The 12,442-nt window shown below is 72.5% G+C and carries 12 protein-coding genes; 10 read left to right on the top strand and 2 right to left on the bottom strand.

The features are described from left to right. The first annotated feature begins 141 nt into the window (after positions 1 to 141). From AC27LF_RS25985 to AC27LF_RS26015, 7 genes are all read left to right on the top strand, one after another. The gene (locus AC27LF_RS25985; protein ID WP_479662318.1) at positions 142 to 1,026 is read left to right on the top strand and encodes an inositol monophosphatase family protein; all 885 of its coding nucleotides are present in this window, start codon (positions 142 to 144) and stop codon (positions 1,024 to 1,026) included. A 690-nt stretch (positions 1,027 to 1,716) separates the two neighbouring features. Beyond that, complete coding sequence (locus tag AC27LF_RS25990) at positions 1,717 to 3,126, top strand: phytoene desaturase family protein (RefSeq protein WP_479662319.1); 1,410 nt, start codon at positions 1,717 to 1,719, stop codon at positions 3,124 to 3,126. After that, positions 3,123 to 3,632, top strand: a complete 510-nt coding sequence (locus AC27LF_RS25995; RefSeq protein ID WP_479662320.1) for an O-acetyl-ADP-ribose deacetylase — start codon at positions 3,123 to 3,125, stop codon at positions 3,630 to 3,632. Before AC27LF_RS25990 ends, AC27LF_RS25995 begins: the two co-directional genes overlap by 4 nt. 51 nt (positions 3,633 to 3,683) lie before the next feature. Continuing rightward, a complete protein-coding gene (locus AC27LF_RS26000) occupies positions 3,684 to 4,304 on the top strand; it encodes an ATP-binding protein (protein ID WP_479662321.1) in 621 nt (206 codons plus the stop codon). Between the two features lie 119 nt (positions 4,305 to 4,423). Beyond that, complete coding sequence (locus tag AC27LF_RS26005; protein WP_479662322.1) at positions 4,424 to 7,225, top strand: AfsR/SARP family transcriptional regulator; 2,802 nt, start codon at positions 4,424 to 4,426, stop codon at positions 7,223 to 7,225. A 109-nt stretch (positions 7,226 to 7,334) separates the two neighbouring features. Next, a complete protein-coding gene (locus tag AC27LF_RS26010; RefSeq protein ID WP_479662323.1) occupies positions 7,335 to 7,745 on the top strand; it encodes a GNAT family N-acetyltransferase in 411 nt (136 codons plus the stop codon). After that, on the top strand, positions 7,742 to 8,185 hold the full coding sequence (locus AC27LF_RS26015; protein ID WP_479662324.1) for a hypothetical protein: 444 nt from the start codon (positions 7,742 to 7,744) through the stop codon (positions 8,183 to 8,185). The genes AC27LF_RS26010 and AC27LF_RS26015 overlap by 4 nt, the downstream gene beginning before the upstream one ends. On the opposite strand, the gene AC27LF_RS26020 is transcribed toward AC27LF_RS26015, so the two are convergent. After that, entirely contained in the window at positions 8,173 to 8,406 is a 234-nt protein-coding gene (locus AC27LF_RS26020) for a hypothetical protein (RefSeq protein ID WP_479662325.1), read from the bottom strand. The genes AC27LF_RS26015 and AC27LF_RS26020 overlap by 13 nt on opposite strands. A 371-nt stretch (positions 8,407 to 8,777) precedes the next feature. Between AC27LF_RS26020 and AC27LF_RS26025 the strand changes: the two genes are divergently transcribed. Continuing rightward, complete coding sequence (locus AC27LF_RS26025; RefSeq protein WP_479662326.1) at positions 8,778 to 9,260, top strand: hypothetical protein; 483 nt, start codon at positions 8,778 to 8,780, stop codon at positions 9,258 to 9,260. A 187-nt stretch (positions 9,261 to 9,447) separates the two neighbouring features. Here AC27LF_RS26025 and AC27LF_RS26030 read toward each other — a convergent pair whose 3' ends face one another. Further along, positions 9,448 to 9,843: a group I truncated hemoglobin gene (locus AC27LF_RS26030; protein WP_479662327.1), complete on the bottom strand. Its 396-nt coding sequence runs from the start codon at positions 9,841 to 9,843 to the stop codon at positions 9,448 to 9,450. 272 nt (positions 9,844 to 10,115) lie between these two features. Between AC27LF_RS26030 and AC27LF_RS26035 the strand changes: the two genes are divergently transcribed. Beyond that, on the top strand, positions 10,116 to 10,292 hold the full coding sequence (locus AC27LF_RS26035; protein ID WP_479662328.1) for a hypothetical protein: 177 nt from the start codon (positions 10,116 to 10,118) through the stop codon (positions 10,290 to 10,292). 85 nt (positions 10,293 to 10,377) lie between these two features. Then, positions 10,378 to 12,261 carry an ABC transporter ATP-binding protein gene (locus AC27LF_RS26040; RefSeq protein ID WP_479662329.1) on the top strand — a complete coding sequence of 628 codons (1,884 nt, stop codon included), beginning with the start codon at positions 10,378 to 10,380 and terminating at the stop codon, positions 12,259 to 12,261. Positions 12,262 to 12,442: the final 181 nt, after the last annotated feature.

Below are 12,442 nucleotides of genomic sequence, written 5' to 3' on the forward strand. Positions count from 1 at the left end.
CTGCCGACCGCCGACCGCCGACTGCTGGCCGCTGACTGCTGACCGCCGGCCGGTGGGGGTGGAACCGGCTGTTCGTCTCGATTCCACCCGCGATACACCGAACCGGCGGGGATTGTCAGTGCCGCGTGCTCTCATGGAGGCATGATCGAAGACACGAAGACCTGGGGGTGTCCCCTGGACGAAGACCTCGGCGCGACCCTCACGGGGGACTTCCTCGCCCGTCACGCGGCCGATGTGGAGGACGCGATCCGCAAGGCCGCGGCGACCGAGATCCTGCCCCGCTTCCGCCGGCTCGCCGACCACGAGATCGACCAGAAGAGCGGTCCGCACGACCTGGTGACGGACGCCGACCGCCTCGCGGAGCGCCACCTCACCGGGGTGCTCGCCGCACTCCTGCCCGGCTCCGTCGTCGTCGGCGAGGAGGCGGTCCACGCCGACCCGACGACCTACGAGGCGATACGCGGTGACGCGCCGGTGTGGATCATCGACCCGGTCGACGGCACCCGCCAGTTCGTGCACGGCGACCCCGGCTTCTGCACGCTCGTCGCGCTCGCCCACCGGGGCGTGCTGCTCGCCTCCTGGACGTACGCGCCGGTCCCCGACCGGCTCGCCACCGCCGTACGGGGCCGGGGCGCGTTCCTCGACGGCGAGCGGCTTCGCGCGGGATCGCCGGCGGCCGGCCGGGAGCTGCGGATAGCCACCTCCCACCCGGACTACACGACCGACGAGCAGAAGCGCGCACTGCTCGGACTGTGGTCGGACGGCGTCGCGCCGCGCGCCTGCGGTTCCGCGGGCCTTGAGTATCTGGCCGTCGCCCGGGGCGAGTTGGACGCCACCGCGTTCTCCTGGGAAGCGGCCTGGGACCACGCGGCGGGCCTGCTCCTGGTCGAGGAGGCGGGCGGCGCCCACCGCACGCTCACCGGCGAGCCGTTTCGCATCACGGGCGGCAACGCCCTGCCGTTCACCGCGGCACGGGACACGGCCACGGCCGACCGCGTACGCGAGCTGCTGGGCGAGGGCGGCTGAGCCGCCCGGAGGCCACGACCCCGGTCGACCCGACCGATGGCCACGGGTCCCGGCAGAGTCGCCAGGAGCCCACGGCCCTAGCTGGGGCGACGACCCCCGGCTGAGCACCGCCAGCAGCCCACGGAACCCCAACTGAGCCGTCGGCACGGCCCCGGCTGACCCGGCCCGAGGTCATCGGGACCCCAACTGAGCCGACCGGAGGTCACAGGGTCCCGGCTGACCCGTCCGGAGGTCACGCGACCCCGGTTGAGTCGATTGGCCTTCCGGCTGAGCTGGCGGGAGCCCATGGGTCCCCGGCTGGGCCGTCGGCACGGCCCTGGCTGACCCGGTCCGAGGTCACGGGACCCCAAAACTGAGCCGACCGGAGGTCACAGGGTCCCGGCTGACCCGTCCGGAGGTCACGCGACCCCGGCTGAGTCGATTGGCCCCCGGCTGAGCACCGCCAGGAGCCCATGGGTCCCCGGCTGGGCCGCCGGCACGGCCCCGGCTGGCCCGGCCGGAGGTCATGGGGCCCGGCTGTCCTCGGCGGCGGTGCCGGAGGTCACGGGGCCCGCGGGTCCGCAGCGGGCGGTGTCGGTTGCTTGCTGTGGCTGGGCCGGTTGCTCCCCGCGCCGCCGGGGTTGTCACCGCCCCGGCATATGCTGACCCTGAGTGGCCATCGGCTGACGAAGGGGTCCGAAGGTGCCGTCGATGCTCGATGCGGTCGTGGTGGGAGCGGGGCCGAACGGACTGACGGCTGCCGTGGAGCTGGCCCGGCGTGGCTTCTCCGTGGCGCTGTTCGAGGCCCGTGACACGGTGGGCGGCGGAGCCCGCACCGAAGAACTCACCCTGCCCGGTTTCCGCCACGACCCCTGTTCGGCGGCGCACCCCCTGGGGATCAACTCGCCCGCCTTCCGCGCCCTCCCCCTGGAGCGGTACGGCCTGGAGTGGCTGCACCCCGCCCTGCCCATGGCCCACCCGTTCCCGGACGGCACCGCCGCCGTGCTGGCCCGGTCCGTCGCGGAGACGGCCGCCTCCTTCGGCCCGCGCGACGCGGGCGCGTACCGCAGGCTCATCGCGCCGTTCCTGACCAAGTGGGACACCCTGGCCCGGGACTTCATGTCCCTGCCGCTGACCGCGCTCCCGCGCGACCCGGTCACCCTCGCCCGCTTCGGACTCGTCGGCCTGCCGCCGTCGAGCCGGCTGATGCGCCGCTTCCACGACGAGCGGGCCCGTACCCTCTTCGCCGGGCTGGTCGCCCATGTCATGGCTCCGCTCAACGGCTTCGCCACCGGCGCCATCGGCCTGATCTTCGCCCTCGCCGCGCATGCCCGTGGCTGGCCGGTGGCCCGCGGCGGATCCCAGTCGATCTCCGACGCCCTCGCCGCCTACCTGAAGGATCTCGGCGGCGGCGTCCACACCGACTACGAGATCAAGCGGCTGGACGACCTGCCGCCCGCGCGGGCGTACGTCTTCGACACCTCGCCCACCGCCCTGGCCCGCATCGCCGGCTTCGGCAGCTACTACGCGGGCTACCGCTACGGCCCGGGCGTCTTCAAGATCGACTACGCCCTCGACGGCCCGGTGCCCTGGACGGCGCCCGAGGCGCGCTCCGCCGGGACCGTGCAGATCGGCGCGAGCACCGCGGAGATCGGCACCGCCCTGCGCGCGGCGTCCCGCGAGGGCCGGGCCCCCGACAGACCGTTCCTGATCACCGTGCAGCCCAGCGTCGCCGACCCGACCCGGGCACCGGCCGGCCGGCACGTCTTCTGGGCGTACGGACATGTGCCCAACGGCTGGACCGGCGACCTCACCGACGCCATCGAACGCCAGCTGGAGCGGTTCGCCCCCGGCTTCCGGGACCGCGTCCTCGCCCGCGCCACCGCCGGCCCACCCGAACTGGCCGCGCGCAACGCCAACTACATCGGCGGCGACATCGCCTGCGGCTCGGTCTCCGGACTGCAACTCCTGCTGCGGCCGAAACCGTCCCTGTTCCCGTACCACACCCCGCACCCCGCGGTCTTCATCTGCTCGTCGGCCACCCCGCCGGGACCCGGCGTGCACGGCATGTCGGGGCACAACGCGGCGAAGGCCGTATGGCGCAGGCTGAGACAGTCATGACCACCATCACGCTCGTGCAGGGCGACATCACCCGGCAGACCGCCGACGCGATCGTCAACGCGGCCAATTCCTCGCTCCTGGGCGGCGGAGGCGTGGACGGCGCGATCCACCGGCGCGGCGGCCCGGCCATCCTCAAGGAGTGCCGGGCGCTTCGCGCCTCCCGGTACGGCAAGGGCCTGCCCACCGGCCGTGCGGTCGCCACGACGGCCGGCGACCTGGACGCCCGCTGGGTCATCCACACGGTGGGTCCGGTCTTCTCCTCGACCGAGGACCGCTCGGGCCTGCTGGCGTCCTGCTACCGCGAGTCACTTCGCGTGGCCGACGAACTGGGCGCCCGAACCGTCGCCTTCCCGGCGATCGCCACCGGCGTCTACCGCTGGCCACTGCAGACCGCGGCCCGCATCGCCCTGGAGACGGTCCAAGGCACCCCGACAACCGTCGAGGAGGTGCGCTTCGTCCTGTTCGACCAGGCCGCGTACGACGCCTTCGCCGGCCATAGCCGCTGACGCGGACCCACCGGCCGCCCGCGAGGCCGTGTCGGTGGGGATACTTCTGGGATGGACGTTCCGAGGGGCTTGTGGGTCAACACCACGCACGACTGGGCCACGTCCGTTGATGCGGAGCATCTGGCGCGCATCCGAAGGAGCCCGGAGGAATTCGCGGCCGGTGGTCCGTGGCACCTTGTGCTTGAGGTGCTTGCCTATGCCGCCGACGAAGCGGCCGGCCGGGGCGGAGGGCGCTGCCTCGTCACCGTGCATCCGGACGGTTCCGTGTCCGTCGCGGATGACGGGCGGGGCACCGACACCCGCAGGGACGAGCACGGCCGGGCCGTGAAGAAACCGGTCATGGCGTCGAAGGACCTCCGGTTCTTCGACGCCCCGCACACGGAGCTGCTTCCGGACGGACATCCGCGCCGTGGCATGTCCGTCGTGGCGGCGCTCAGCGAGTGGCTGGTGCACACCAACCGCCGCCTCGACGGAGCATGGACCCAACGCTACGAGCACGGCATCCCGGTGACCGGCCTCGAACCCGTCGAACCCGACGGCACCACGGGGACACTCGTCCACTTCGGACCGGACGAACCGCTGCGTGCGACAGAGGGGGCGATGCGGGGGTGGCTGCGGCGTTGCGCCACCGCGTGGCCGGACCTGAACATCCGGCTCGCCCTGGGGCCGTGACCCTGGGAATGACGAGAAGCGTCGTCGGCTTTGATCGAGCCTGAATGAGGCTTGGATGTTTCTTGAACCGCGCCTTTCGCCTGCGAAGACTGGGCACCTGGTGAGCGGGAGGGGGCGCCATGGGCGAGGTGGAGTGCCGTGTGCTGGGAGAGGTCCGGGTCCTCGTCCGCGGCCGGCCCGTGGACCTGGGGCACGCCAGGCAGCGGCATGTGCTGGCCGTGCTGCTGGTGGAGGTCAACCGGCAGCTGCCCGTGGGGACGTTGGTCGAACGGGTGTGGGGCGAGCGGGCGCCGCGCAGCGCCGTGAGCACGCTCTACAGCTATGTGTCCCGGCTGCGCGGCACGCTGTCCACGCCGGGCCTGCGGCTGGTGCGCCGTTCCGGTGGCTACACCGCCGAGGCCGAAGCGGACACCATCGACCTGCATCGATTCCGCTCCCTGGTGGCGCGGGCCCGCGGGACGCGGGACCAGGAGGCGGGCGAACTGCTGCGCAAGGCGCTGGCGTTGTTCCCCGAAGGGGACGCGTTCGCCGCGCCGGACACGCCCTGGTTCACACATCTGCGGGAGGTGCTGGAGGGCGAACGGCATGCGGCCGAGCTGGATCTGGGCGATGTGCTGCTGCGGCAGGGAAAGGAAGCGGAACTGCTGCCGCGGCTGTTACCGGCGGTGGCCGCGCAGCCCTACGACGAACGGCTCGCCGGACAGCTGATGCTGGCACTGCACCGGCAGGGACGCACCGTACAGGCCCTGGAGCACTACCAGACCCTGCGGCGAAACCTCGACGAGGAACTGGGGCTCACCCCAGGCGCCGCCATCCAGCGGCTGCACCATGAGCTGCTGACGGCGGGACCCCAGGGGGACGACGGCACGGCGACGGCGCCCGCCCCGGACCGCACGCGTGCGGCGACCGCGGTGCCGTCGGCCGCCGTCCCCCGGCTGCTCCCGCTCGCGCCCGCCGGCTTCCTCGGCAGACACCGCGAACGGCGGCAACTCGCGCAGGCCGTCGGACGGATCGTCGTCGTCACCGGTCCGGGAGGGGTCGGCAAGAGCTGGCTGGCGGCCCGCTGGGCCTACGAGGAGACCGACCGCTTCCCCGACGGACAGCTCTACGTCGATCTGCGCGGCTACGACCCGGGCGCCGAGCCGCTGCCCGCATCCGCCGCCCTGCGCGGCTTCCTCGACGCGCTCGGCGTGCCCCCCGACGACGTACCGGAGGACCCGGCCGCACAAGAGGGCCTGTACCGGAGCCTGCTCAAGGACAAACGCGTCCTGGTCGTCCTGGACGACGCGCACGACACCCGCCAGGTGCTGCCGCTGCTGCCCGGCACACCCACGAGCACCGTCCTGATCACCAGCCGCAACCGGCTCACCCCGCTGGTCGTCAGGCACGGCGCCGTCACCCTCGCGCCGGCCGTCTTCGAGGACGGCCAGGCCCGCGAACTGCTCACCGACCGGCTGGGCGTCGAGCGGACCGCCGCCGAGCCGGAGGCCGTCGCCTCGCTCGTGGCCAACTGCGCGGGGCTGCCGCTGGCCCTGGCGCTGGTGGCGGCCCGCGCCGCAGGCAATCCCGGCTTCCCGCTCGCCGCGCTCGCCGGTGAACTCGCGCGGCCCGCGGACCGTCTCGATGCCCTGGACACCGGCGATCCGACGGTGAGTCTGAACCTGCGTGCGGTGTTCGCGATGTCACGGCGGGCGCTCAGCCCGCCGGCCCGCCGTCTGTTCGATCTGCTGGGCCTGGTACCCGGCCCGGACGCCGGTCTGGAAGCGGTCGCGAGCCTCGCCGGTGTCGCGCGCGGCAGGGCCCGGGCCCTGCTCGCCGAGCTGGAGGCCGCGCACCTCGTCCAGCAGCAGCTGCCGGGCCGGTATGTGCTGCACGACCTCGTCAGGCTGTACGCGCGCGAGCGCGCCACCCGGGACCAGGCGGGGGAGAAGGCCGAGGCGACGGCCCGGTTCGTCGACTTCTACCTGCACACCGCGTACGCGGCGAACGAGCTTCTGGACGGCGTCCACACCCCCTTCAAGCCCGAGCGGTACGATCCGCCGGCGGCGGGCTGCGGACCGTGGACGCCCGCGGACTTCGACGACGCGCACGCCTGGTTCACCAAGGAGCACGCCTGCCTCGTCGCGGCGCAGGAGCTGGCGCTGTCGGCCGGGCTGCACGCCCAAACGGTCTATCTCGCCTGGGCCCTGATCTCCTACCAGTTGGGCGCCCACCGGCTGCGGGACTACGCCCAGGTCTGGCAGAGCGCGCTCACGGCTGCCGAGCGGCAGGGCGCCACCGCTTTGCGCATCCTCGCCCGCTGGCGGCTGGGCCACTTCCATGCGCTGAGCGGCCGGCACACGGAGGGCCGTGACCATCTGGACCAGGCGCTGACCATGGCGGAGGAGGCCGGGGACACGGCGGCGCAGGCCCACATCCGCCGCACCCTCGCCCGCGTCTGGGAGCTGCACGGCGACGACCGGCGGGCCCTCGACCACGCCCTCGGCGCGCTGGCGTTGTACGAGGAGCTGGACAACCCCTTCTGGCTGGCCAACCAGCTCAACGCGGTGGGCTGGATGCACGCCCAGGTCGGCGCGTACGACCAGGCGCGCGCGTACTGCGAGCGGGCGTACGCCCTGCACGTCAAACACGGCAGACCGGGTGACGAGGCGTCGACGCTGGACAGTCTCGGCTACATCGCCCACCGGACCGGTGACCACGCCACCGCGCTGGACCACTACCGACGGGCGCTCGCGCATTTCCGGGCGATGAGCGACAGCGCCAACGAGGCCGACACCCTGGCCGGGATCGCCGAGGTGCTCACCGTCCTCGGCCGGCCGGACGAGGCCCGCGACGCCTGGATTCAGGCGCGCGACCTGTACCGGACCCAGCGACGGGACACGGACGCGGACCGCGCCGAGGCGGCCCTCGCCTCCGGGTGACGCCACATCAGGAAAGCCCGCCGGGGGCGGCCGGCGGTGTCTGCTGTGGGCGGTTTCCGGTGTCGGAAGTGTGTTGCGCCGGCGGGGGCCGGTCGGCGAGGCTGGCGGGATGAACGAAGCGATCTCTTACGTGTGGCGCGACCCCATCACCGACGAGGAGATGGTCGACCTCGTGCTGTCCCATGGCGGCAACGCCGAACCCGGCTGGTGGCGCAAGGCCAGCGAGCACAGTCTCGGCTGGGTGGCGGCCCGGGACGGCGAGGGCGTCCTCGTCGGATTCGTCAACGTGGCCTGGGACGGCGCGGACCACGCCTTCCTGATCGACACGAAGACCCGCGGCAGCCACCAACGCCGCGGTATCGGCACGGCACTTGTGCGTCGGGCGGTGGACCATGCGCGTGCGGCGGGCTGCGAGTGGCTGCACGTCGACTTCGAACCCCGGCTGCGCGGCTTCTACTTCGACGCCTGCGGCTTCCGGCCGACGGACGCGGGACTGATCCACCTGCCATCGCCGCGGTGATCGCCTATGACACGAACAAACTGGGGCAGGATGATTTCCTGCTCGCGGTGAACATGGAAGACCTCGCGCGAGGAACGCGGCTGAATTGGGCGGGATTCCTGTCGTCCACGGTGGCCTGGTGCATTGCGGCAGCATTTTTCGGGCCCATTTTAGGGATGGCCGGGAATCTGGCCCGAAATCGGGGAATACGCGGTCTTCCCTTTCAGGTGCTGATTCCGCCGGCGGCCGTCGTGGAGATGTCGACGCGGCTCCGGGTCGAAGCCGCGTCGCAAGGGGCAGTCGTCGGCGCGACAGGGAACGGCACCGCGACCGTGCGTCTCCTGGACGGGTGCGCGCAGGGCGCGGGCGCCGGGGAGGCTCCCTCGGCCCCAACCGCGCCGCTCTGTGCGGACGGTCGGCCGAAACTCCCCGGCGCCCGGCTCGGTGGCTACTTCTTGTGACAGGCCCACTTGCCGTTGACCTTGGTGTAGCGCTCACCCTTGGGGCACTTCTTGTGCTTCGGAGTCTTCGTGGGGTGCGGTGTGGGCGCGTTGTGACTGTCCGCCACCGTGGTGGTCGCCGGAGCTGCGAAGGCGGTACCCGTAGAGGCCACGGCTGCTCCGCTGGCGAGCATGCCCGCGGCGGCACCGGCGGCCAGAGCGCGTATGATCCTGTTTCGCATGATCGGCAGCCTTTCTTTGTCGGCGTCTGCCTCTCAGTTCGATTCTTGGCACCGCTGCCCGTGGACCGCATCTCGATCACACCGGTGCATTCGGGACTTTGCCGCGACAAGCCCCGTAATTCCCGGGGCGGGCCCGGAAAGAGAACCGCGGCAGGCCCTGTTCCGTTGCACCGCGGACATTCGTGAGGGATCTGAAACATGCCGTGAGGCCGCGGCCTGGCAAGTGCCGAACGGCCCTCGATCCGCACCCCGAGGCCCTGGACCGCCCCGCACCTTCCCGAGAGAATCGACTGCCTCCGCCGGCGGCCCCGGCGAGGCCGCGCGGAACACGGTGACGGTTGGTCGGCTCGGCCCGGAGAGAGGAAACCCAAGTGATCGCTGTCGTGGGACACCCCGATCTCACCGCGCCTACGCTGACGATGCTGGAGGAGGCGCTGGGCCGGCGTCTGGCCAGCTTCGCACGGGCGGGCAGGGCCGGACTGGTCCGGGCCGGCCAGGGGCTGCCGGTCGCCTTCGGCCGTGCCGCGCGGAAGGCCGGGCTGGCGCTGGTGACCGTGCTGCCCTCCAGGAACGGGGTTCCCGCGGTGCTGGCGGAGGACGACCGCAAGGCCGCCGGTGAGTTGCTGCTGCTGTCGCAGCAGGTACGGCTGCTGGAGTACGACCCGGTCGACCGCGGTGCCTGCGTGGGCGCCGACGAGAGCCTGCTGCGCACCTGCCGCCGACTGGTCGCGGTATGGGACGGCTCGCCGTCCAACGGCCGTGACGCCACTGCCCACTTGGTGGCCTACGCGCGCAGCAGCGGCATCGACGTGGAGGTCTTCTGGCCCGACGGGGCGGCACGCGAACGCCTCTGAAGCCTTCGTACGCTGCGGAGTTGGCGAGGGCGGCGGTCGCACGGAGGACCGGTCGGGGCCGCCCGGACCGCGCCGCCCGCTCCGTTCGGCGTACGGTACGCGCCGGTGGGCGGGGCGGGCGGCCGATCCGGTGCGGTGGCCGGGGAAACGGCGGCCGGGTACGGGCCGGGTGACGGCGCCTTCTCGATCAGGCCGTCACGATGTCCTGGCGGAGCGGCAGCAGGGACTCGGCGATCGTGTCGATCGTGGCCTGCTCGACGCCGGCTTCGGCGAGCGCCGCCGCCAGGTGCCCGAGCACCCGCTCGAAGGCGGCCTCGGTGACGGCCAGGTGCTCGTGCGCCTTGCGCATGGAGCGGCCGGAGTAGGGGCGGGTGGCGCTCAGCGCCTGCCCCACGAAGCGCCGTTGGTGCCCTTTGAGCCGGTCGATGTCCACCCCGGTGAAGTAGGGCCGCAGTTCGGGATCGCCGAGCACCCTGTCGTAGAAGATGTCGACGACGGCGCTGATCGCTGCTTCGCCTCCCAGTTGCTCGAAGAGGCTCGGTGTGGTGGTTCCGGTCGGTGCGGTGGGGGAGATGTCAGCCATGGCGACAGCGTCGGGCCGCATTCTTGCCGGGACGTCAGGTGCGCATGAACCGGCCGTCAGGAAGCACTCACCGACCGCCGCGCCCGCGATGCGAACTCTTCGTAACCCGCCCATGACACGGCGGCGGCCGTGGGGCCCTGTCCGGACGCACCGGCGCAGCCGACGTCATCGCCCCCCTGGCGCGTCGGCTTGTCCGCCGGGAGTTTCCGGCAGACGCAATCCAACCGCGCCCGCGACGCGTACCTCCTAGGAGAAGCGATTGGAGGAACGCAATGACAGTCTTCGGTCATCTCTTCCCCAGCAGGAACGGGGACCACGGCGGCCACGGTGAGCACGGCGGTCGCGGCGAACGCGACCACGGTGAGCGTGGCGAGCACGGCCGGGAGCGGCGGGACGAGGACAGGGACCGCCGTCACGACCGTGACCGCGAGGACCGCTTCGAGTACTGAGAGTGAGAGAGGGTGAGTGGGTCGGCGAGCAAGGGAGCCGGCCCGCTTCGCCGTCCGGTTGCGAGGAATGCGACGGAGCGGTGCCATGGTGGGTGTCCTCCGGCATGCACTGCGGGGACTGCTGTCGGCGGGCGGGCCGGCGGGCGGGGACGAGCGGGACCCCGTCGTCGTCGCGCCCGCACCGCGCCTGTCACCGCGTGAGGTCTTCCGGCGCTTTTGGCCCTACACCCGGGGCCGCAGGCGCTGGCTGGCGCCCCTGCTGCTGTTCAGCCTGATCGGTCCGGCGGTCGACGGCGCCGAACTGTGGCTCTTCAAGACCGTGATCGACGACGCGCTCGTCCCACGCGATCCGCGCCCTTTCCTGTGGATCGCGCCCGCCTATCTGGGGCTCATCGTCGTCTCCGGCATCCTCGGGTTCGCCGACCGCGTGACGTCCGCCTGGGTCGGCGAACGCTTCCTGCTGTCACTGCGCCGCGATGTGTTCCGGCACGTCCAGGGGCTGTCGCTCGGGTTCTTCGAACGGCGGCGGCTCGGCGACGTACTGTCCCGGGTGACCGGCGACGTGGACGCCGTCGAGACACTGCTGCTCTCCGGGGTGGCCGACGGCCTCTACCACGTGGTCCGGCTCGGCGTCTTCCTCGGCCTGCTCTGCTACCTCCGCTGGGACCTGACCCTGCTCGCCCTGGTCGTCGTGCCGCTGTTCTGGCGCGCGGCCCGGCACTTCTCCCGGCTGATCGGCGAGGCGTCCCGGGAACGCAGACGGCGCAGCGGCTCGCTCAGCGCGGTCGTCGAGGAGACGCTGGGCAATGTGGCACTGGTCCAGGCGTACAACCGGCAGGGCTGGGAGGAACGCCGCTTCGAACGGGAGAACCTGGGCCGGTTCCACGCGGCGATGGCATCCGCGCGGATCGGCGCCGTCTACTCGCCGCTCGTCGAGATCATCGAGGTGGCGGGCATCCTCGCCGTGCTCGGTCTCGGCACCTGGAAGCTGGCCCAGGGCCAGCTCACGCTGGGCGGACTGCTGCTGTTCCTGGCGCTGATCGGCAAGCTCTACGGCCCCGTCAGCGGCCTGTCCGGCCTCGCCACCGCCTTCTACACGGCCTCCGCCGCCGCGGAACGCATACTCGAACTGCTCGACCAGCGGCCCCAGGTCGTCGACGCCGCCGACGCCCGGCCGACCGGCCGGGCGCGCGGCGACATCGAACTGGACGGCGTCTGCTTCCACTACCCCGGCACCGCGCGCCAGGCGCTGTCCGACGTGTCCTTCCACGTCGCACCCGGCGAGATCCTGGCCCTGGTCGGGGCCAGCGGGGCCGGCAAGTCCACGGCGGCCAAGCTGCTCCTGCGCTTCTACGACCCCGACCTGGGCGCGATCCGCCTTGACGGGACCGATCTGCGCGACCTGCGGCTGCGGGACGTACGGGAGAACGTCGCGGTGGTCCTCCAGGAAACCCTTGTCCTGCACGGCACGGTGCGCGAGAACATCGCCTACGGCCGGCCGGGGGCGACGGACGCGGAGATCGTCGCGGCGGCCGGGGCGGCCGACGCGCACGAGTTCATCCAGGCGCTCCCCGACGGCTACGACACGCTGGTCGGCCAGCGCGGCCGGATGCTGTCCGGTGGTCAGCGGCAGCGCCTGGCGATCGCCCGCGCGATGATCCGGGACGCGCCCGTCCTGCTCCTGGACGAGCCGACCAGCGGCCTCGACGTCGAGTCCGGGCTGCGGATCATGGGGCCGTTGCGGCGGCTCATGGCGGGGCGCACGACCGTCGTCATCTCGCACAACCTGCTCACCGTCCGTGACGCCACGCGGATCGTGGTCCTCGACCATGGCCGGGTCGTCGAGTCCGGCACCCATGACGATCTGCTGGCACGGCGGGGCGCGTATGCGCGGTTGCACCGGCTGAACGGGGTCCCTGGCCGGGGGCTTGGCGGGGGTTCCTGTTCGCCGTTTGCGGCGGGCCGGTAGTGCCTGTGCGCCGTTGCGGGATGCGTTGGTGGGCGGGTGCGGCGGCGTTGTGGCTGAGCGCGCAGTTCCCCGCGTTGGCGCTGTGCGGCTTGGCGGGGGTGGCTATTCGCCGTGGGGCGGTGCGTTGGTGGGCGGGTGCGGCGGCGTTGTGGCTGGTCGCGCAGTTCCCCGCGCCCCTTTG

Source organism: Streptomyces diversicolor (assembly GCF_057537855.1).

Excerpts from the sequence above, each read along its gene's own strand:
- AC27LF_RS25985 (WP_479662318.1), top strand. The coding sequence starts at position 142 with ATGATCGAAGACACGAAGACCTGGGGGTGTCCCCTGGACGAAGACCTC.
- AC27LF_RS25990 (WP_479662319.1), top strand. The coding sequence starts at position 1,717 with ATGCTCGATGCGGTCGTGGTGGGAGCGGGGCCGAACGGACTGACGGCT.
- AC27LF_RS25995 (WP_479662320.1), top strand. The coding sequence starts at position 3,123 with ATGACCACCATCACGCTCGTGCAGGGCGACATCACCCGGCAGACCGCC.
- AC27LF_RS26000 (WP_479662321.1), top strand. The coding sequence starts at position 3,684 with ATGGACGTTCCGAGGGGCTTGTGGGTCAACACCACGCACGACTGGGCC.
- AC27LF_RS26005 (WP_479662322.1), top strand. The coding sequence starts at position 4,424 with ATGGGCGAGGTGGAGTGCCGTGTGCTGGGAGAGGTCCGGGTCCTCGTC.
- AC27LF_RS26010 (WP_479662323.1), top strand. The coding sequence starts at position 7,335 with ATGAACGAAGCGATCTCTTACGTGTGGCGCGACCCCATCACCGACGAG.
- AC27LF_RS26020 (WP_479662325.1), bottom strand. The coding sequence starts at position 8,406 with ATGCGAAACAGGATCATACGCGCTCTGGCCGCCGGTGCCGCCGCGGGC.
- AC27LF_RS26030 (WP_479662327.1), bottom strand. The coding sequence starts at position 9,843 with ATGGCTGACATCTCCCCCACCGCACCGACCGGAACCACCACACCGAGC.
- AC27LF_RS26035 (WP_479662328.1), top strand. The coding sequence starts at position 10,116 with ATGACAGTCTTCGGTCATCTCTTCCCCAGCAGGAACGGGGACCACGGC.
- AC27LF_RS26040 (WP_479662329.1), top strand. The coding sequence starts at position 10,378 with ATGGTGGGTGTCCTCCGGCATGCACTGCGGGGACTGCTGTCGGCGGGC.